The organism is Methylocaldum sp. RMAD-M (assembly GCF_017832375.1).
GTDB lineage: Bacteria > Pseudomonadota > Gammaproteobacteria > Methylococcales > Methylococcaceae > Methylocaldum.
Genome location: NZ_JAFIBZ010000002.1, coordinates 322,554 through 342,346, shown reverse-complemented (window position 1 = coordinate 342,346; position 19,793 = coordinate 322,554). Strand labels below are relative to the sequence as shown.

The 19,793-nt window shown below is 58.2% G+C and carries 16 protein-coding genes; 1 reads left to right on the top strand and 15 read right to left on the bottom strand.

Features of this window, described 5'->3' with window-relative positions:
* The first annotated feature begins 63 nt into the window (after positions 1–63).
* Positions 64–1,524: a glycosyl hydrolase family 57 gene (locus JOD69_RS03680; RefSeq protein WP_077728067.1), complete on the top strand. Its 1,461-nt coding sequence runs from the start codon at positions 64–66 to the stop codon at positions 1,522–1,524.
* Between the two features lie 59 nt (positions 1,525–1,583).
* On the opposite strand, the gene JOD69_RS03675 is transcribed toward JOD69_RS03680, so the two are convergent.
* The 15 genes from JOD69_RS03675 to JOD69_RS03605 all read right to left on the bottom strand — a co-directional run bounded on the left by JOD69_RS03675 (position 1,584) and on the right by JOD69_RS03605 (position 19,793).
* Positions 1,584–2,102, bottom strand: coding sequence for a nuclear transport factor 2 family protein (locus JOD69_RS03675; protein ID WP_077728068.1), 519 nt, complete (start codon positions 2,100–2,102; stop codon positions 1,584–1,586).
* A 322-nt stretch (positions 2,103–2,424) separates the two neighbouring features.
* The gene (gene ftsH, locus JOD69_RS03670) at positions 2,425–4,398 is read right to left on the bottom strand and encodes an ATP-dependent zinc metalloprotease FtsH (protein ID WP_077728069.1); all 1,974 of its coding nucleotides are present in this window, start codon (positions 4,396–4,398) and stop codon (positions 2,425–2,427) included.
* A 112-nt stretch (positions 4,399–4,510) separates the two neighbouring features.
* A complete protein-coding gene (locus JOD69_RS03665) occupies positions 4,511–5,875 on the bottom strand; it encodes a TolC family outer membrane protein (RefSeq protein ID WP_086135239.1) in 1,365 nt (454 codons plus the stop codon).
* Positions 5,872–9,390 (bottom strand): DNA polymerase III subunit alpha, encoded by a 3,519-nt coding sequence (dnaE, locus tag JOD69_RS03660; protein WP_086135482.1) that lies wholly within the window; start codon positions 9,388–9,390, stop codon positions 5,872–5,874. Before dnaE ends, JOD69_RS03665 begins: the two co-directional genes overlap by 4 nt.
* A 339-nt stretch (positions 9,391–9,729) precedes the next feature.
* Positions 9,730–10,650, bottom strand: coding sequence for a dTDP-4-dehydrorhamnose reductase (rfbD, locus tag JOD69_RS03655; RefSeq protein WP_077728071.1), 921 nt, complete (start codon positions 10,648–10,650; stop codon positions 9,730–9,732).
* A complete protein-coding gene (gene rfbC, locus JOD69_RS03650; RefSeq protein ID WP_077728072.1) occupies positions 10,647–11,204 on the bottom strand; it encodes a dTDP-4-dehydrorhamnose 3,5-epimerase in 558 nt (185 codons plus the stop codon). Before rfbC ends, rfbD begins: the two co-directional genes overlap by 4 nt.
* Positions 11,201–12,094, bottom strand: coding sequence for a glucose-1-phosphate thymidylyltransferase RfbA (gene rfbA / locus JOD69_RS03645; protein ID WP_240502361.1), 894 nt, complete (start codon positions 12,092–12,094; stop codon positions 11,201–11,203). The genes rfbC and rfbA overlap by 4 nt, the downstream gene beginning before the upstream one ends.
* A 50-nt stretch (positions 12,095–12,144) precedes the next feature.
* On the bottom strand, positions 12,145–13,215 hold the full coding sequence (gene rfbB / locus JOD69_RS03640; RefSeq protein ID WP_077728073.1) for a dTDP-glucose 4,6-dehydratase: 1,071 nt from the start codon (positions 13,213–13,215) through the stop codon (positions 12,145–12,147).
* Positions 13,212–14,021: an ABC transporter permease gene (locus JOD69_RS03635; protein ID WP_210023802.1), complete on the bottom strand. Its 810-nt coding sequence runs from the start codon at positions 14,019–14,021 to the stop codon at positions 13,212–13,214. Before JOD69_RS03635 ends, rfbB begins: the two co-directional genes overlap by 4 nt.
* Complete coding sequence (locus tag JOD69_RS03630) at positions 14,018–14,761, bottom strand: ABC transporter ATP-binding protein (RefSeq protein ID WP_077728075.1); 744 nt, start codon at positions 14,759–14,761, stop codon at positions 14,018–14,020. Before JOD69_RS03630 ends, JOD69_RS03635 begins: the two co-directional genes overlap by 4 nt.
* 3 nt (positions 14,762–14,764) lie before the next feature.
* Complete coding sequence (locus JOD69_RS03625; RefSeq protein ID WP_077728076.1) at positions 14,765–15,730, bottom strand: PQQ-dependent catabolism-associated beta-propeller protein; 966 nt, start codon at positions 15,728–15,730, stop codon at positions 14,765–14,767.
* A 40-nt stretch (positions 15,731–15,770) separates the two neighbouring features.
* Positions 15,771–17,000, bottom strand: coding sequence for an ABC transporter substrate-binding protein (locus JOD69_RS03620; RefSeq protein ID WP_210023801.1), 1,230 nt, complete (start codon positions 16,998–17,000; stop codon positions 15,771–15,773).
* A 93-nt stretch (positions 17,001–17,093) separates the two neighbouring features.
* The gene (rapZ, locus tag JOD69_RS03615) at positions 17,094–17,951 is read right to left on the bottom strand and encodes an RNase adapter RapZ (RefSeq protein ID WP_077728078.1); all 858 of its coding nucleotides are present in this window, start codon (positions 17,949–17,951) and stop codon (positions 17,094–17,096) included.
* Between the two features lie 60 nt (positions 17,952–18,011).
* Positions 18,012–18,299: a ribosome-associated translation inhibitor RaiA gene (gene raiA / locus JOD69_RS03610; RefSeq protein ID WP_077728079.1), complete on the bottom strand. Its 288-nt coding sequence runs from the start codon at positions 18,297–18,299 to the stop codon at positions 18,012–18,014.
* Positions 18,300–18,329: 30 nt separating this feature from the next.
* Positions 18,330–19,793, bottom strand: a complete 1,464-nt coding sequence (locus JOD69_RS03605) for an RNA polymerase factor sigma-54 (RefSeq protein WP_077728080.1) — start codon at positions 19,791–19,793, stop codon at positions 18,330–18,332.

Genomic DNA, 19,793 nt, shown 5'->3' with positions numbered 1-19,793 from the left:
ACTGGCCGGAGCCAATGCGCTACGAAGCCGAACAATCCTCTTCAGTGTACCGGAGCGTCACCCATGGAAACACTCTCTGAAACCATCGATGGTCTTCCCAATATCTCGGGGTCGGAATCTTTGATCGAACAGGCGATTCGAAACCGGCCGGACACGGTCTTCCAGAATTCCAGTCCAATCGAGTTCGGCCGCATCAAGAGCGCCGCCGCGATCGCGCTGCACATGCATCAGCCTTTGATTCCGGCCGGTGGCGGGGATCCGTCCACCGCCAAGATCATCAGCAATCTCAAGCACATGATGGAGAATCAGCATATCGGCGATAACCATAACGCCCCGGTTTTCCACTGGTGCTACAAGCGCATGGGCGAGTTCGTGCCGCAACTGATACACGAGGGCAAGGAACCGAGGGTCATGCTGGAATACTCGGGAACCCTGTTCTACGGCCTTCGCGAGATGGGCTTGCACGACGTGTTCGACAATCTCAAGACGATCACCGTAAATCCGGATTACCGCCGTGCCGTCGAATGGCTGGGCGCGCCCTGGGGCCATGCCGTAGCGCCGTCAACACCGGTTCAGGATTACCGTCTGCACGTCAAAGCCTGGCAGCATCATTTCGCCGCCATTTTCGGCGTTGAGGCTTTGACGCGGGTGCGGGGTTTCTCGCCTTCCGAGATGGCGCTGCCGAATCATCCGGATGTCGCCTACGAATTCGTGAAGACGCTCCGGGATTGCGGCTATACGTGGGTTCTGGTGCAGGAGCATACCGTCGAGCGTCCCGAAAACGGCTGGGGACCGGAGCACAAGCATTTGCCGCATCGGCTGGTTTGCACCAATTCGGAAGGCGAAAGCGTCAGCATCATCGCGATCATCAAGACCCAGGGCAGCGATACCAAGCTGGTGGCGCAGATGCAGCCTTACTACGAGGCCAGAAGCCTGTCCCGCTGGGATCTGGCCGGAAAATCGGTCCCGCCGCTGGTGACGCAAATCGCCGATGGCGAGAACGGCGGCGTGATGATGAACGAATTTCCGCCGAAGTTCATGGAGGTGGTCCGCGAGGCCAGCGGGTCGGAAACGCCGCTCATGAACGTGACCGAATACCTGGAATTTTTAGCCGACACGGGGATAGCAGAAAGCGATTTCCCGACGGTACAACCCTTGTTTCAAAAAATGATTTGGGACCGTTTCAAACCCGGCGACGGTGCCGAAAAGCTGGAAAAAATCATCGAGGAGATCAAGAAAGAAGATCACCGGTTTCACATGGAGGGCGGCAGCTGGACCAGCGATATTTCCTGGGTGAAAGGCTATGAGAACGTATTGGGCCCCATGGAAGAAGCCAGCGCACTGTTTTACGAGAAGGTCCTGAAAAAAGGTGCGCCGACCGACGATCCGCGTTATCGGAATGCACTGTTCCATTTGATGACGGCTCAAACCAGTTGCTACCGGTACTGGGGGCAAGGTCTGTGGACGGATTACGGCCGAGAGATTTGCCGACGGGCGACGGAGATCTTCAACAGCGATTTCTGAACGAGTTTCGCAAGGCGCGAAAGAAGCGGGCTGTACAGCCCGCTTTTTGCTTGGACCGATCAAATCGGTAACTCGGAATTCGGCACGCCTATGGAAAAATGTTGCTGAATGATTTTCCAGTTGCCGTGTTCTTTCCTGAACACCAGGCTCAAGCGGAACGGTACATCACCGTTCGCGAAGTGCCAAACCGCCTGCTCGGCGGCCCAGGCAACCGCGCCCCGGTGCCCGACTTGGAGATTGACCGGCGAAACCACCGGCAATCCGCCATTCTCGTAACCGATAGACGCCAGAAAATCGAAAATGCCTTGCCACCAGGCTACGATCGCGTCGTGGCCGACGAAGACCTCGGGGGTATCGGTGCCCAAGGCCAAGGCATCCGGCGAACGCGAGGTGATGAATTCCATGAAGTCGATATCGCCGGTCGTGGATGCATTATGGAACTGCATTATCAACCCTTTGATCTCGTCGTCGACGGCATCGGCGCGAACGGCTTGCGGTGCGGCAAAAGCGAGCATGAATCCGCATACGGTGGCTATTAATGGAAAAATGATGAATTTCGAGCGCGATGAGTTAGTCATTCCTGTAGTCCTTCGATGTAATGAAATCTATGGGAAATTGAAGGCTGGCTTTGTCCAATTCCTTATGGACGCCTCCCGAGCGACCTCCCTTCGATTCGGATTCTAGAGGGCTTGATCTCCGCCGGAAGTGAACTATTCACGCGAATCGAGGCGCTTGCTCGCCGCCGGAAAATCGGTGCGGCGCGCTGGCGGGATATGAATCGATTTGTCGAGATAAAATGGAACAGCGGCCGATAATCGGCTTATCGGCCATGATGGCAGGAAAAGCGAAGGAGGCGGAGAATAGATCTCCGCCCGTGGCTTCGTTGGATGTGAGAAAGTGTCAGGCCGAGCGCCGCTCCATCCTGTGGATCACCTCTTTGATTTCCTCGCCGCTGACGACTTCCCGTTCCTGCAATATCTTGGCGATTTCATCCAAAGTTGTGCGTCGCTGCGTGAGAATTTCCCGCGACCGGCGCTGCCCCTCCTCGACCAGTTCCCTGACTTCCGAGTCGATTAGCTGCGCGGTCTCTTCGCTAAAATTCCGCTCCTCGGTTCCTTCGATATTGAGATATGCGAGCTGCTGCCTTTTTCCGTAGGTGAGCGGGCCGAGTTTCTTGCTCATGCCCAATTGGCAAACCATGGCCCTCGCGATTTCGCTGGCTTTCTCGAGATCGTTGTGAGTGCCGCTGGATATATTGCCGAATACCAACTCTTCGGCCGCGCGTCCTGCAAGCAGGATGGCGATCTTGTCGCGGAGTTCGTCCTCGGTGGCGAGGAATTTTTCCTCGATCGGCAATTGTAGGGTAAAGCCCAAGGCGGCCGCGCCGCGTGGAATGATGGAGACCTTGTGTACCGGTTCGCCGGTGGGAACGACCTCGGCCACCAGTGCGTGGCCGGACTCGTGATATGCAACTCGGCGCTTCTCCGGTTCGCTGAGCGTACGGCTCTTTTTCTCGGGGCCGGCGATGATTCGGTCAATGGCCGCCTCGAAGTGCCTCATGCCGACCGCTTCCTGGTTTTCGCGCACGGCGATGATGGCGGCTTCGTTGCAGATATTGGCGAGATCCGCGCCAACCAGACCAGGCGTCCGTTGGGCTACGACCCGGAGATTCACGTCCGGCCCCAACTTGATATTGCGGGTATGCAGCTGGAGTATGGCAACCCGGTCGTCCAGGCCCGGCTTGTCGACCACGATCTGCCGGTCGAAGCGGCCCGCGCGCAGCAGGGCTCTATCGAGGATTTCCGGGCGGTTGGTGGCCGCCATGACCACCACCCCGATCGATGGATCGAAGCCGTCCATTTCCGTGAGCAGTTGGTTCAAGGTCTGTTCGCGCTCGTCATGACCGCCCATGACCACCGGGCCGCCGCGCGCCCGCCCGATGGCGTCGAGTTCGTCGATGAAGATCATGCAGGGCGCTTTTTGCCGGGCTTGTTCGAAGAGGTCGCGAACCCGCGCCGCGCCCACTCCGACGAACATCTCGATGAACTCGGAACCGCTGATATTGAAGAACGGCACCCCGGCCTCGCCGGCCACTGCGCGCGCCAGCAAGGTCTTGCCCGTGCCGGGTGCGCCGACCAGAAGGACGCCCTTCGGCATGCGGCCGCCCAGTCGTTGGATACGGGCCGGATTGCGTAAGAATTCGATGGTTTCCTTGAGCTCTTGCTTGGCTTCCTCGGCGCCCGCGACGTCCTGAAACGTGACCTTGACCGACGATTCCGCATGAATGCGAACCCGGCTGCGGCCGAAGTTCAAAAGCCCGCGCCCGCCGGTCATGCGGCGCGCCATCCAGGTCCAGAGCGCGAACAGAATGCCGATAGGCAACAACCAATTGAAGATGAAGTTGCCCAACCAGTTGTTGCCGTAGCGAACGGTGTATTTGACGCCTTTTTCTTCCAGGGCCTGCGCCAAATCCTGATTCCATAATGGCACGGTGATGAAACGGCGTCGTTCTTCGCCGGGAGCCTCGGGCTTCAGGTACCCGGTGATCACTTGATCCATCACGACGACGTCCTCTACCTGCTGTTCCTGCACGTATTTCAGAAAATCGCTATATGGGATTTCGTCCTGGCGCACTTCCTGATAGCCCTGCCAGAAATACAAGGTGGCTAAGATCAGAAGGAGATAAAGCCAGAGATTGATGCGCCGTCGCCGCATGCTCTGATAATCGCTCTCATCGCCGGCGCGCGGATTGATTTCCGTATCGGGTTTCCCGTCGAGGTCTGCGTTTCGCAAGTTGTCGGTCAGTTTTTTCCAGAACTCCTGAACACCTTTACCGAGGGAATCCAACAAGGAATCTCGTGAATTCTTATTCATATGAATCTCCCAATGGAACCGCGGGACAGCCGACGGATACAGTTTCGAACCCGATGGGGTGCGATTGGTTCCGCCGGCGGCGTTGACTCAAAAAAGGCTCTTTTTGACGTGGTCAGAACTCGGATTCGTCGGGTGCCGTAGAATCCGCTCGAGAATTCGGACCCAGCCACTGATTGACGATCGCGAGATCCGCTGGGTTCAAGGTCCCGGCGGCCTGTTTGAGCGCCAGACTGTTGATGATGTAATCGTAGCGCGCCCGCGCATAATCGCGCTTGGTCCGAAACAGATTGCGCTGTTCGGCGAGGACGTCGACCATCGTTCGGGTGCCGACTTCCAACCCGGCTTCGGTCGCTTCCACGGCACTTTGCGACGACACTACCGCCGCCTGGAGGGCCTCCACCTGACTGATGGCGGACAGAATACCACGGTAAGCATCTTTCACTTGACGCTTGACCGACCGCCGTACGCCGTCCAGATTTTCCTGGGCCGCTTCGTATTCATGGCGGGCCTGGCGAACCCGCGAGTTGACGCCGCCGCCCGCGAACATCGGTACGTTGACTTGCATTCCGATGACTTGATATTCGGTAGGTATGCCGCGCGGCCGGTTGGTATCGGTGAATCCCGCCGAGCCGACCAGATCCATCGACGGAAGATGGCCGGCGAACTGAAGATCGATATCTTTTTTCGCCACCAGGCTGCGGTTCTCGGCTGCAACGATACTGAGATTGTTTTGCTGGGCCAGGTCGCTCCAGTTCTCGATGTTTTCGGGATCCGGGCCCTTCAACGGAATCTTTTCGGCGAGTTCGGCCAGGGCAAGGTCGTATTCGCCGATGATTTCCTGGAGCGCTTCCCGCGCGTTGTCCACCTGGTTTTCGGCCTGTATGACATTAGCCCGGGCCTGGTCGTAACCCGCTTGGGCTTCGTGCACGTCGGTAATGGCGATCAGTCCCACCTCGAACCGTGCCTTGGCTTGTTCGAGCTGGCGCTCGATGGCGCGCTGCTCGGCCAGCGCGAATTCGCGGCTGTCCTGGGCGAACAAAACATCGAAATAGGCCCGCGCGGTACGCAGCATCAGGTTTTGTTGCTCCGCCGCGTAATTGGCTTCCGCCTCGGCGATTTGATTGTCCGCCTGGCTCAGCTGGACCCAATAGTCGTGATGATAAATCGGCTGAGTCAGGTTGATGCTGGCCGCACTGTTCCAGAAGCCGACATTCCGGGCACCGGCGATGAAGGCGAGCTGAAACTCCTCGAACTTCGACAGCACGGAGTTGCGGTTGAGCTCGCCGGTCAGCGACAAAGTCGGCAATAGACGGGCGACACTTTGCGGCTTGGCTTCCAGGACGGCGTTGCGGGTCGCTTCCACTTCACGCAGCCTTGGATCGCGTTGCAACGCGAGTTCGAGGATTTGCAAGAGATCCTGCGCCTTCGCGCCTGCCGTCACGAGCAACAATAGAGCGAGCAAGATGCCTTTTTTCATTGGTAATGCAGCTTCACCTTATCGGTTCCGACACGCTTTTTAAGACGCGCGAGCAGTTCATCGCCGGGATGTACGCGCCATGCTTCCCCGAGCTGAATCGTCGTCTGTGCCGCTTTCCCTCGGTATTCGATATAAATCGGACAGCTGCCGCCTCGGAACGGTGCGAGCAGATCGACGAGTTCGTTGACCCACTGGGCTTCCGAAGGGGCGGTGTTTGGGCCCGACGGCGGCCATTGAATGAAGAGATGTTTGGCGAAGTGCGCGCGCGCCTGCGCCATGGTGAACAGGTGTTCCGCGGTCAGGCGGAGTTGGCCGGCATAGTCGTCGAAACCCAGATTGCCTTCGACGACTAGCAGCGCGTCCTTCACCAAATGCTCCCGGTATTTTTCCAAAACCTCCGAAAACACCGCTACTTCCAGCCTTCCGGTTCGGTCATCCAGAGTGGCGAAGGCCATGCGCTTGCCGTTCTTGTTCTGCCGGGCGCGAAGCTCCACGACGAGCCCCGCGACTACGGCGCGCACTTCCCGGCGTCCTCCGGGCCCCCGCTCGTTGTCGAGCGACAATTTTCCGAGACGGCCGGTAACGAAGTGCTGGATCTCGGCCTCGTAAGGGCCGATCGGATGGCCGGTGAGATAGAGCCCTAGCGTCATTTTCTCGTAAGCCAGGCGCTCGTCTTCCGGCCAAGGTTCGACGGCTGTTGCGACGCGCGGCGTATCCTCGGCCTCTGCCGGGCCCCCGAGCCCGAACAAGTCGTCCTGCCCGGTTTCGGCCATGGTACCGTGTTGTTCGGCCGCTTTGATCGCGTCCGACAGCTCCGCCATATGGCGTGCGCGATTCGAATCGATGGAATCCAGGGTGCCGGAGCGGATCAGCGCTTCGATCACGCGCCGGTTGACCTTGCGCAGATCGACCCGGCGGCAGAAATCGTACAGATCCTCGAATGGGCCGCCGCGTTTGCGCTCCTCGAGAATATCCCGGATCGCCGTTTCGCCAACTCCTTTGATCGCGCCTAGGCCATACAGGATGGTGCGGTCGTTGAGCACCGCGAAGCGGTATTCTGAGCGGTTGATGTCCGGCGGCTGGACGGCCAGTTTCATTTCCCGGCACTCTTCGATCAGGACCACGACCTTGTCGGTGTTGTCCATGTCCGAGGACAGCACCGCAGCCATGAAGGCAGCCGGAAAATGGGCCTTGAGCCAGGCGGTCTGGTAGGACACCAGCGCGTAGGCCGCCGAGTGCGACTTGTTGAAGCCGTAGCCGGCGAACTTCTCCATGAGATCGAAGATGTAGCCGGCGATATTCTCGTCGACCCCTAGCCCGACCGAGCCGGTGACGAAGATTTCCCGCTGTTTCGCCATTTCCTCGGGCTTTTTCTTGCCCATCGCGCGGCGCAGGAGATCGGCGCCGCCCAGAGTGTAACCGGCCATGTCGCGGGCGATTTGCATCACCTGTTCCTGGTATACGATGACGCCGTTGGTGGGCCTGAGAATCGGCTCTAGGACTGGGTGCGGGAATTCCGCCTTGGTGCGGCCGTGCTTGACGTTGATGTAGTCGTCGACCATGCCTGACTGCAGCGGGCCCGGACGGAACAGCGCCACCAGGGCGATGATGTCCTCGAAGCAGTCCGGTTGCAGGCGCCGGATCAGGTCCTTCATGCCGCGTGATTCGAGCTGGAAGACGGCGGTTGTCGAACAGCTTTTCAGCAGCTTGTAGGTGTCGGGGTCGTCCAGGGGAATTTGGGCGATGTCCACCGGCGGCGCGTCTTTCTCGGCCCGCTGTTTGTTGATGGTTTCCAGCGCCCAGTCGATGATGGTGAGAGTGCGGAGTCCCAGAAAGTCGAACTTGACCAGACCCACCGCTTCCACGTCGTCCTTGTCGAACTGGGTCACCAGGTTTTCGCCGCCCGGTTCGCAGTACAGCGGGGAAAAATCGATCAGCTGGGACGGTGCGATGACGACGCCGCCCGCGTGCTTGCCGGCGTTGCGGGTAATGCCTTCGAGCGACTTGGCGAGGTCGATCAGCGTTCGGACTTCCTCGTCGCTCTCGTACAGCTTTCTGAGGTCTTCGCTGTCGGTGAGGGCCTTGTCCAGGGTGATGCCCAGCTCGAACGGAATCAGCTTGGCGATCTTGTCCACGAAGCCGTAGGAATGGCCCAGCACCCGGCCCACGTCGCGTACCACGGCCTTGGCCGCCATGCTGCCGTAGGTGATGATCTGGGACACCCGGTCGCGCCCGTATTTCCGGGCTACGTAATCGATCACCTCGTCGCGGCGCTCCATGCAGAAATCCACGTCGAAGTCGGGCATGGACACGCGCTCGGGATTCAGGAAGCGCTCGAACAGCAGTTCGAATTCGATGGGGTCGAGGTCGGTGATCTTGAGGGCGTAGGCCACCAGCGAGCCCGCGCCGGAACCGCGTCCGGGCCCCACCGGAATGCCGTTTTTCTTGGCCCACTGGATGAAATCGGCCACGATCAGGAAGTAGCCGGGGAAATCCATCTGATTGATGACCGAGATTTCCAGTTCCAGCCGCTCTTCGTAGCGCTTGCGCCGGTCTTCGAGACTCCCGCTCCCGGTGGGCGGTCGGACCGCCAGACGTTCCTTCAACCCCTTGCGCGACTCCTCGGCGAAAAATTCCGCCGTACTCATGCCTTCGGGTACGGGGAATTGCGGCAGAAAGTTCTTGCCTAGGGTCAGTTCGAGATTGCAGCGTTTGGCGATCTCGACCGAGTTTTCCAGGGCTTCGGGGAGATCGGCGAACAACTCCGCCATCTCCTCGGGGCTTCGGAGATATTGCTGCTCGGTGTAATCGCGCGGGCGGCGCGGATCGTCCAATACCCGGCCCTGATGGATGCAGACCCGGGCTTCGTGAGCCTCGAATTCCGACGGGCTGATGAATCGTACGTCGTTGGTGGCGACCACCGGGACGTCGAGCTCGATCGCGAGGCTCACGGCACCCTCGATGTATTCCTCCTCGTCCGGACGTCCGGTGCGTTGCAGCTCCAGATAAAAGCGCCGGTCGAAAATTCCGAGCCAGCGTTCGAGCAGGCGTTTCGCTTCGCTTACGTTGCCCATCAGCAAAGCCTGTCCGATATCGCCTCGGCGGGCGCCGGAGAGCGCCAAGAGTCCCTCGTTTTTTTCTTCCAGCCACTCGGGCATCAGCAAGGGCACGCCTTGATGCTGATTTTCCCGATAGCTGCGGGAAATCAATTCGGTGAGGGTGCGGTATCCCGCGGTATTCTGCACGTACAGCGTCAAAGCATGCGGAGAGGCCGGGTCGGCTTCGTTGTATAGCTGCACATCGGCTCCGGCAATGGGCTTAACCCCTTCGGCCAAGGCCGCTTTATAGAACTTGACCAGGGCGAACAGATTGGACTGGTCGGTCACGGCCACCGCCGGCATGCCCAGCGCCGCCGTGCGCTTGACCAGGGCTTTCACGTCGACCAGTCCGTCGACCAGGGAGTATTCCGTGTGGACGCGCAGGTGAATGAAACGGGGATCGAGCGCTTCGGTCATGAAGTTCGGGTAGCTTGCAGGTTTGTCTAAAAGATCGTTTTCCGTCACTTGTTGCGGTGCGTGATCGGCATTCTCCTAGTTTTCGTGAGAATGTACGTTCTAGGCTCGAACGTGTTCTCGCCAATCAGGCGCATCCGAACTGCTGCGTTGTCATTTTATTCGCACGTGTGTCGACCATTCGTTCATCAGACGATCTTCCATCGTATGGTAAACATCGGCGTCAAAGTCGGCTCGATTTGGCTTCGCGGCCACTGGACCGGATTCGAACTTTGCGGAACCGCAGTAATTCAGGCGTGAGAAACGGTTCAGGCATGTTTGCCAACGCCGAGGATAGGTAATTCAATCCTTTGTTCGGTATGCAAATTCATCCAGGCAAAAACGGAGAGCCTGGTCCCAATCGGGTAAGCCCAGACCGAATTCCTCGAAGAGCCTTTTATTGGAAAGCACGGAATATTTCGGACGCCGTGCGGGAGTGGGGTATTCGGAGCTCGGGATTGGTTCGAGCCTGGCGGCGGATTCCGGCAACAATCCCTTTTCGAGGGAGTAGTCGCGTATATTGCAGGCGAAGCCGTGCCAACTCGTCTGTCCGTCGCAGCTCAGATGATAAATTCCTTGCCGATCGCCCGGCTCGAACCGTCCGTTCGCGGTGGACTTGGCAAGCATCAAGGCGGTGGCCTCGGCGATGAGACGGCTCCAGGTAGGAGCGCCGTACTGATCGTCCACGACGCGGACGAGTTCGCGTTCCCGCATCAGTCTCAGCATCGTGAGCAGAAAGTTCTGGCCGCGCCGTCCGTAAACCCAGGCAGTGCGCAGGATGAAGTGAGGCACGCCGACCTGGCGGATGGCCTCTTCGCCGGCCAGTTTGCTTCGGCCGTAGGCATTTTGCGGGCCCACCGGATCGTCCTCGCGATAGGGCGCATCGTCGTCGCCGTCGCCCGGGAAAACATAGTCGGTGGAATAATGGATCAGGCCGGCGCCGACGTTCAGCGCTTCCTCCGCCAGGATGCCCGGCGCCAAGGCATTGACCCGGAAGGCGAGATCGTTTTCCTGTTCCGCTTTGTCCACGGCGGTGTAGGCACCCGCATTGACGATCAAGCCGGGCCGGATTTGCCGCACCGACGCGCGGATGGAATCGGGATCGGTCAAGTCCAAAGCCGGAGTCGACCGGCGATCCAGCGCTATCGTTTCTCCCAGGCAGGCGAGACTCCGGCGTAGCTCCCACGCCACCTGTCCTTCACGTCCGATCAGGAGAATCTTCATGCTTGCCAGACGGGGAGCAGCTCGCGGGGAAAATCCTTCAAATTCCGGGCGGATTGGTCCTTCGCCGACAAAACGGGATTGTCGATCGGCCAAGTGATGCCCAGATCCGGATCGTCCCAGCGGAGGCTGTATTCCGCGCTCGGATTATAAAAATCGGTGCACTTGTAGGAAAAAAGCGCAGTCTCGCTCAGCACGCAGAACCCATGGGCGAAACCTTCCGGCACATAAAGCTGATGGTGGTTTTCTTCCGAAAGGAGCGCACCGAACCACTGGCCGAAAGTCGGCGAGCCGGTGCGGATGTCGACCGCCACGTCGAATACCTCGCCTTGCAAGGCCTGCACGAGCTTGCCCTGCGGGGTGGGATTCTGGAAGTGCAGACCGCGCAGAATGCCTTTGCGCGACAGCGATACGTTGTCTTGAACGAACTCCCGGTCCAAACCGGCGTCCCGATAGCGCCGCCGATTCCAGGTTTCCAGAAAGAAGCCGCGGGCATCGCCGAAGACGTCGGGCTTGATCAGCAACACGCCCGGCAATGGAGTGGATTCTATATTCATGCGGGGCGGCCCAGTTCTAGAAGTCTGATCAGGTATTCTCCATAGCCGCTCTTGTTCAGCTTCATGGCGTGCTTTTCCAGATCGCCGCCGCTGATCCAGCCCTGGCTCCAGGCAATTTCCTCCGGGCAGCAGATTTTCAGGCCTTGGCGTTCTTCTATGGTTTGAATGAAATTGGAAGCTTGCAGCAGCGAGTCGTGCGTTCCGGTGTCGAGCCACGCCACGCCGCGGCCGAGTTTTTCGACCTGAAGCCGTCCTTGCTCCAGATACAGGTTGTTGATGTCGGTGATTTCGAGCTCGCCGCGGGCCGAGGGTTTCAGGTCGGCCGCCATGTCGACCACCTGGTTGTCGTAAAAGTAAAGACCGGTGATGGCGTAATTGGATTTGGGGCGCTTGGGTTTTTCCACGAGATTCACCACGCGGCCACTCTCATCGAACTCTGCGACGCCGTAGCGTTCGGGGTCCTTGACCCAATAACCGAAAACCGTAGCACCGGTTTCGCGGGCAACCGCTTTTTCCAGATAAGTCTGGAGGCCATGGCCGTAGAAAATGTTGTCGCCCAGGATCAGGCAGGAACGATCCTTGCCGACAAACTCCCGTCCGATGATGAAGGCTTGGGCGAGTCCTTCGGGTTTCGGCTGCACGGCATAACGGATAGACATGCCCCATTGCTCGCCGTCGCCCAATAGACTTTGGAATAAAGGCGCGTCCTGGGGAGTAGTGATGATCAGTATGTCCCGTATGCCCGCCAGCATTTGCACCGACAGGGGATAATAGATCATCGGTTTGTCGTAAACCGGCAGTAGCTGTTTGCTGACGACATAGGTCAACGGATGCAGGCGAGTGCCCGAGCCCCCGGCCAGAATAATCCCCTTCAAGTTATCGGACTTCAAAGATATTCCCCCCTTGCATGCTGTTTGTTGTCGCCGGCAGACCGCTGCACTCAGGACTTTTCGATTCCCAGGCGTTCTCCCCGGTAACTGCCGTCCATGACCCGCTGGCACCAGTTCTGGTTTTCCAGATACCACTCCACGGTCTTGCGGAGTCCGGTCTCGAAGGTTTCGGCCGGTTCCCATCCCAGATCCCGGCGTATCTTGCCGGCATCGATCGCGTAGCGGAGATCGTGGCCGGGGCGGTCCGTAACGAAAGTGATCAGTTCGCGGTGCGGACGGTATTTGGAATTAGGCAACAATTCATCGAGCAAGCTGCAGATGGTCTCGACGACTTCCAGATTGGTTTTTTCGTTGTTGCCGCCGATATTGTAGACCTCGCCCGCTTTGCCATCCTCAAGGACTCGTTCGACGGCCCGGCAATGGTCCTCGACGTAAAGCCAGTCGCGCACGTTGGCACCGGTCCCGTAGACCGGCAGCGGCTTGCCGTTCATGGCATTGTGGATCATCAGCGGAATCAGCTTTTCCGGGAATTGGTATGGTCCGTAGTTGTTGGAGCAGTTGGTGGTTAGAGTCGGCATTCCATAAGTGTGGAAGTAGGCTCTGACCAGATGGTCCGACGAGGCCTTCGAAGCCGAGTAGGGCGAGTTTGGTCGGTAAGGGTTTTCCTCGGTGAAGAACCCCTCTGATCCCAGCGTTCCGTAGACCTCGTCGGTGGAGACGTGGAGGAAGCGAAACGCTTTGTGCGCCTTGGGAGAAAGCGACCGCCAATAACGGCGCGCCGCTTCCAGCAATTGGAATGTGCCGAGAATATTGGTCTGAATAAAAGGTTCCGGCGAGTCGATCGAGCGGTCCACGTGGCTTTCCGCGGCGAAATTGACGATGGCGTCCGGCTGATAGCGTTCCAGTAGATAATCCACCAGGCTGCGGTCGCCGATGGAGCCCAAGACAAAGACGTGGGCGGGGTTGTCCTTGATGCTTTCCAGCGTATCCAGATTGCCCGCATAGGTCAGGGCATCCAGGTTGACGACTTGAAGATTCGCCCGGCGCATTTGGCGAAGCACGAAATTTCCCCCGATGAATCCGGCACCTCCGGTTACCAATATTGTTTTCGATTGTGTCATGCGGCTGGTCCACCCTTACGTTGCATCATTCCTCGTGAGGGATTGTATCCGATGATGGCGATGATCAGAAAAACAATCAGCGCCACGGATGTGTAGATACAAGCGTAAAGATTGAACTGACCGTAGAGCGCGAAACGGATGAGTTCCACGGCTTGGGAGAATGGGTTGTACGAGGCGAGAGTGTAGAGGAGTTCGCTGGATTCCTGGATTTTCCACAGCGGATAGAGCGCGGTGGACAGGAAGAACATCGGAAAAATCACGAAGTTCATGACGCCGGCGAAATTCTCAAGCTGCTTGACGAAGGAAGACAGCAGCAGGCCGAGCGCGCCCAACATCAAACCGGAGAGGACCAGCGCCGGCAACACGCTCAGATAGCCTTCCAAGGGAGCTCGGATGTCGTAAAACCAGGCGATGAGGAGAAAGGTGTACGCCTGCAATACCGCGACCAGAACGCCGGCCAGGAGTTTGTCCACCAGCAAATACCAGCGGGGCAAGGGACACACCAAGAGGGTTTTCATGCTGCCCATCTCGCGGTCGTAAACCATGGAGAGAGAACTCTGCATGCCGTTGAACAGCAGAATCATCCCGAGCAGTCCCGGCGTGATGTAGACCTCGTACAGAATATACGTTTCATAGGGCGGAATGATCGCGACGCCCAAAGTCGAGCGGAAACCGGCAGCGAAGATGAACAGCCAGACCAGGGGGCGCACCAGGGCCGAGACGAAGCGTTCGCGCTGGTGCACGAAGCGCAGCAGTTCCCGCGCCATGATGCCGCGCAAGGCGCGGAGGTAGTGCATGAGCCTCATGCGGCCTCCCGCGTCAGCCTGTGGAACGCGTCGCCCACGGTTTCAGCGCCGGTGGTTTTCAATACCTCCGGGATAGAACCGTCGGCCCTAACGGCTCCCTTGTGCAATACGACCAGACGATCGTTTTCGTAGATCTCGTCGATCAGATGAGTGGCCCAGAGCACGGCGATGCCGCTATCGGAACACAGCCGATGCACGTAGTCGACGATGGCCTTACGGCTCGGAACATCCAGGCCGACCGTGGGTTCGTCCAAAAGCAGTAGCCGGGGCTCATGCAACAAGGCCCGCGCGATTTCGACCCTGCGCCGGTGGCCGCCGTTGAGCTGCCTAACCTTCTCTTTCCGCCGCTCGAACATACCTTGACGCTCCAGTTCTTCCCGGATGCGCGCGTCGGCGCGGCGGCGGCTCAGACCGTGCAGCGAAGCGTGATAGTGAAGGTTTTGCAGCACGGTCAGATCGAGATCCAGGGTCGTTTGCTGAAAAACGACGCCCAGTTGCGCCAGGGCTCGGCTGAATTCTTTCCTGACATCGTGTCCCGCAATAAGGATTCGTCCTTCGCGACTGTCGTACAGCCTTGTGATCAGGGAAAACAGCGTGGTCTTGCCGGCGCCGTTGGGGCCCAGCAAAATGGTGCATTCACCGGGCGCAACGGCAAAGCTCACGCGGTCAAGCGCCTTCTTTTTGCCGTAGGCATAGGAAAGTCCCGCCACGGTCAGGGCAGGTGTGGCATTAAGAGTCATGGTTCAAGGTTTAACGACGAGCCCCCATGGGTAATGGCCCACGGCGACGGACTTCAGAACCTTGTGCTGTTTGAGATCAATGATCGAAATGTCGTTGCTCACGCCGTTGGTGGTATAGAGCCGGGATTGATCCGGCGAAAATTCGAGGTTCCAAACCCGCTGACCGACCAGGAGATAGTCGACGACTTCCAGCTTTTGCGCGTCGATGACGGCGACCCGGTTCGCCGGCCCCAAGGCCACGTACCCGTAACGTCGATCCTTATCGATACGAATGCCGACCGGCTGGATTTTCTCCTGAGTGACGCCGGGAATCTTGAAGCCGATCTTTTTGACCGGCTGTTTGGTGTCGACATCGAATACGGTCAAGGTGCCGGCAATTTCCGAAGTGACCCAGAGCTGCCGGCTGTCGTCGGTGAATGCGCAGGCGCGTGGACGCGGATCGACCAGCGTGTTGTCCACGATGTCGAGACTACTGCGGTCGATCCAGTGGGCCATATTGGTGGTTTCGCTGGTGCTGACCACCCATTTCCCGTCCGGGCTGACCGCGATGCCTTCCGGTTCAACCCCGACCGGAACGGTTTTGACGGCCTTCTTGGAGGCGATCTCGATCACGGTCACCTGATTGTCGTCTTCGTTGGAGACGTACAGGAACCGGCCTTCGGGGTCCCTCGCGAAGGTTTCCGGATCTTCCCCCGAAGGCAGTTTGCCGACCACTTTCAAGCTTTCCGTATCGATGACCTGAATGGTGTTATCGTCGCTGGCCGCGACGTAGAGCTGGCGTTGATCCTTGCTCAGCACGATGCCCCGAGGGCGTTTCCCGATCTTGACGGTTTTTATGAGTTTTCCTTGTGCGGCATCGACCACGGCCAGAGCATTGTCTTTTTCCAAGGTGACGAAGACCGTTTCGCCGAAAGCGGAGCTAGAGGCCATTCCTCCCAGCAAAAGGGCCGACATCATCAGTTTTTTCATCGATTGTTTCCTCTGGTAAGACTGGGATTTATTGCGCGGCTTAGAAGCGGCACTTCGACTCGGGTTCATCGTAACCCAGGGTATCCAATTCGTTCTTGGGATGGAGAAAGCCTTCCACCGGAGCGACGGCTACCATCGACCGTTCGGAAGCGATCAGCACCGGTTGCCGCAATTGGCCGTTCCAGCGTCGGAACGACAAGGGCACGCCCTTGAATCCGGCCAGGGCGAATTCTTCTCCGAGCATAAAGGTTTTCACCTTGTCGAAATCGACCGATTTGGTGCGCGTGGCCGATTCACCGATGGCCCGAACCGCCAGCCAGGCACCGTAATCTTCCTCGGTCATCCAGCGGCCGGCTTGATCGCGGAAACGGTTCTGCAATTGCAGCGCGCCCCATGCCTCGTGCGTCCGGTGCCAAGCGGTCGCCACCAGCCCTTGAGTGCCGGCGACGGGGCGCGGCTGCCAGGTGCGATAAGGAAGAAAATCGCCGAATAAACCCGATTCGTCGGCGACGATGAGTATGTCGTAGTCGACGCCCTGGGTGAAAACCGGTACTTCCGATTCCGGCGTGCGGCGTTCGTCGAAGCTGTGTTGCCAGGTCCTTTCCGCAACGATTTTCGCTCCGAAACGTTTGGCGGCGCGTTTAACCGCTTCGGCGTAAAGCTTGTCGCCATCGTTGGGTCCGGCAGCCAGGAACCACTTGTTCCAGCGCTTCTTCGCCAGGTATTGCCCCAAGGCATCGGCGCGCATCGCTCGGCTGGGCAAAAGGTGGAGTACGTTGGGGCGGCAGGCTTCGCCGCGGAATTCATCGTCCCGGGTGGCGATATCGTATAGCAAAACATTTTGCGATTCGGGCAAAGCCGCCAGTTCGCGGATCCTTGTGGACTCCAGGTTGAGGAGGATGTGTCTATGGCCGTCTGCCAGCAGGGCTTTGAATGCTGCGGCAACATCGCCGTCCGGCGGCACGATGCTTTCACGCACGCTGAAGTTCTGGCGGGTGAAGCGGCCGGTGGTATTGTTGTCCTGAATGCCGAGACGTGCGCCCTGTAGCCCTCCGTCGGTGACCGCCTGCTCGAAAAAAGGCAGGATCGGCGGGCCTTGAGGGGCCTGCGCGAGATAAGCGATGGGCAATTTATCGAGCTTCGCTTCGGCGCTTGCCTTGGGTTGGGATTTCGGCGCCGGCGCCGTTTTCTTGGCTCCGTAGGCCGGCGTGAAGGCCGCCAGAAGGAGGCTGAGAAAAATAAGCGGTAGTGTTTTTGAAATTGAAAGCATGATTCCGCACCGTTCGACCGTGGGAATTATAACGAAACCGGCTGTGGCCCGGAAAAACGCCAGACCCGATGTCCGTGCGGTCCGGCGTCGGGGCTAATTCAAGTCCCTATGCCGAACAAGAATATCGTACGTATCCGAACGGAAGCGCTCTGCCAGCGCTTCCACCAGATAGACCGAACGATGCTGTCCGCCGGTGCATCCGATGGCGGCGGTCAGATAGCTGCGGTCTTCGTCCGCGAACCGGGGTATCCAGCGTTGCAATAGGGCGACGACGTCGTCCAGGTAGCTTTGAACCTCGGTAATGTTTGCGAGAAACTCGATCACTTCCGCGTCTTTACCGGTCTTGCTGCGCAGGCTGGGTTCCCAATGCGGGTTGGGTAGACAGCGCGCATCGAACACGAAGTCCGCGTCGAGCGGAATGCCGTTCTTGTAGCCGAAAGACAGGAAATACAAGGACATCGAATGCTCCTGCTTCGCTCCGAGACGGCCTCTTATCAGTTCACGCAACTGATGTATGTTGGTGTAAGTGGTGTCTACAAGGAGATGGGCGCGACTCGCGACCGGTTCCAGCAGCTTACGCTCCAGTTCGATCGCTTCGCTGAGCGGACGAGCCGAATCGGTTAACGGATGCTTGCGGCGGGTCTCGCTGAAACGCTTGAGTAGAGTGTCGGTCTCCGCCTGTAGAAAGAGAATCTGACACTCTATCCCGAACCTGTCGGCCAGTTCCAAAGTCAGGGGAAACTGGTCCAGACTCGCGCTCTGATTTCGGGCATCGATGCTGATCGCGGTTTTCCGGAACGCTCCCGGGTTGCTGATCACGGCTTGCCGTATAAAAGATTCGAACAGCGAGACCGGCAGGTTATCGATGCAGTAGTAACCGGAATCCTCTAGAGTTTCCAGCGCGATACTCTTGCCCGACCCGGATAAACCGCTGACGATGACGAGTTTCATGGCGACGTTTTGCTCACGCCTATATCAGCCGAAAAAACGAATGTGCTGTGGGGCGAGTGATCAGTGCTCTTGAACTTTTTCTTTATGTTTGACGACTTGTCGATCGAGCTTGTCGACCATGCCGTCGATGGCGGCATACAGATCCTCGCTTTCCTCCTGAGCGAACAAGCTGGCGCCGTTGACTTGCACCGTCGCTTCCGCTTTTTGAGCCAGTTTTTGCACTTCGAGCACCACGTGCACATTTACGATCTTGTCGAAATGACGTTCGATCCGCTGCATTTTTTCCATGACGTAATTTCTCAGGGCTTCGGTTACGTCGATGTGATGGCCGGTGATGCTGATTTGCATGATGATCTCCCTAGTTTTGGATGATTGTTATCAAAAAACACGTTTTCTTTCGTTGGACGGCGGAATAGCCATGGCTTCCCTATATTTGGCGATGGTGCGGCGCGCCACGTTGATGCCCCGTCCCTTCAGCATGGCTGCGATCGTGTGGTCGCTCAGAGGCTTCAGCGGATCTTCGCCTTCGATGATTTCTTTCAAATATGCTTTGATGGCGGTTGCCGAACATTCTCCGCCGGCATTCGTCGAGACATGACTGGAGAAGAAGTACTTGAATTCGAAGACGCCATTCGGCGTGTGGATATATTTCTGCGTTGTAACCCTGGAAATGGTGGATTCGTGCATTCCCACTTCTTCGGCGATGTCTCGCAAAACGAGCGGTTTCATGGCCGTCTCGCCGTATTCCAAAAAGTCTTTCTGGCGTTCGACGATGCAGCGAGCCACTTTCAGCAGGGTGTCGTTCCGGCTTTGCAGGCTTTTGATGAACCAGCGCGCTTCCTGCAGATGGTTCTTCATGGTGACGTTGTCCGCGCTGTTGTCGGCGCGCTTGATCATGCCCGAATAAAACGGATTGACGCGCAGCTTGGGCGAAATTTCGGGGTTGAGAGCGACGATCCAATCGTTTCCCTGCTTGACCACGAACACATCGGGAATCACGTACTGAGATTCCGAGGCAGAGATCTTGCGGCCGGGTTTGGGTTCCAAAGTACGGATCAAAGCCACCACGTGGTTCAGATCCTCTTCGGACAGCTCCAGCGTGCGTCTGAGCTTGGCCAGATCTTTCTTGGCCAGGAGCTCCAGATGCCGGGTCACCAGCGTGAACGCCTCCTTTTTCCACGGAGTGTCATCGGGCAGCTGATTCAATTGGATCGCCAGGCAATTCGCGAGGTCCGGCGCGGCCACTCCGGGCGGATCGAAATTCTGAACCCGATGCAGAACGGCCGTCACTTCCTCGATCTCCAATCCGTTGATTTGATTGACGAGGCCCTGATGGATGTCTTCCACGCTGACCGTCAGATAGCCGTCGTCATCGATAGCGTCGATAATCGCCGTGGCGATGGCGTAGTCCTGTTCGCTGAACGTCGTCAGCTCCATCTGCCAGTGCAGGTAATCCTGCAAGGACTGGGCCGGCGCCCGCTGAAAAATGAAATCGTCGCTGTCCGAATCTGAGGCCGCGACGGAGTAGCTCTGAAAACTGTCGTACACCTCGTCCCATGAGGTATCGACCGGTAATTCCTGGGGGATATCGGTTTGGGCGTCGAGATTCGACAACTCCTTGAATTCCGGCTCGCTGGACGGGGCAGGGGTTTCTACCGAGTCATGAAACTCCCCGTGGCTGCCTTCGTCTTCCGCCACTTCGAGCATCATGTTTGAGTCCAGCGCCTGTTGTATTTCCTGCTGTAAATCCAGGCTTGACAACTGCAGCAGCTTGATAGCCTGTTGCAATTGGGGGGTCATGGTCAGCTGCTGACCCAACCGGAGTTGCAGAGTTTGCTTCAT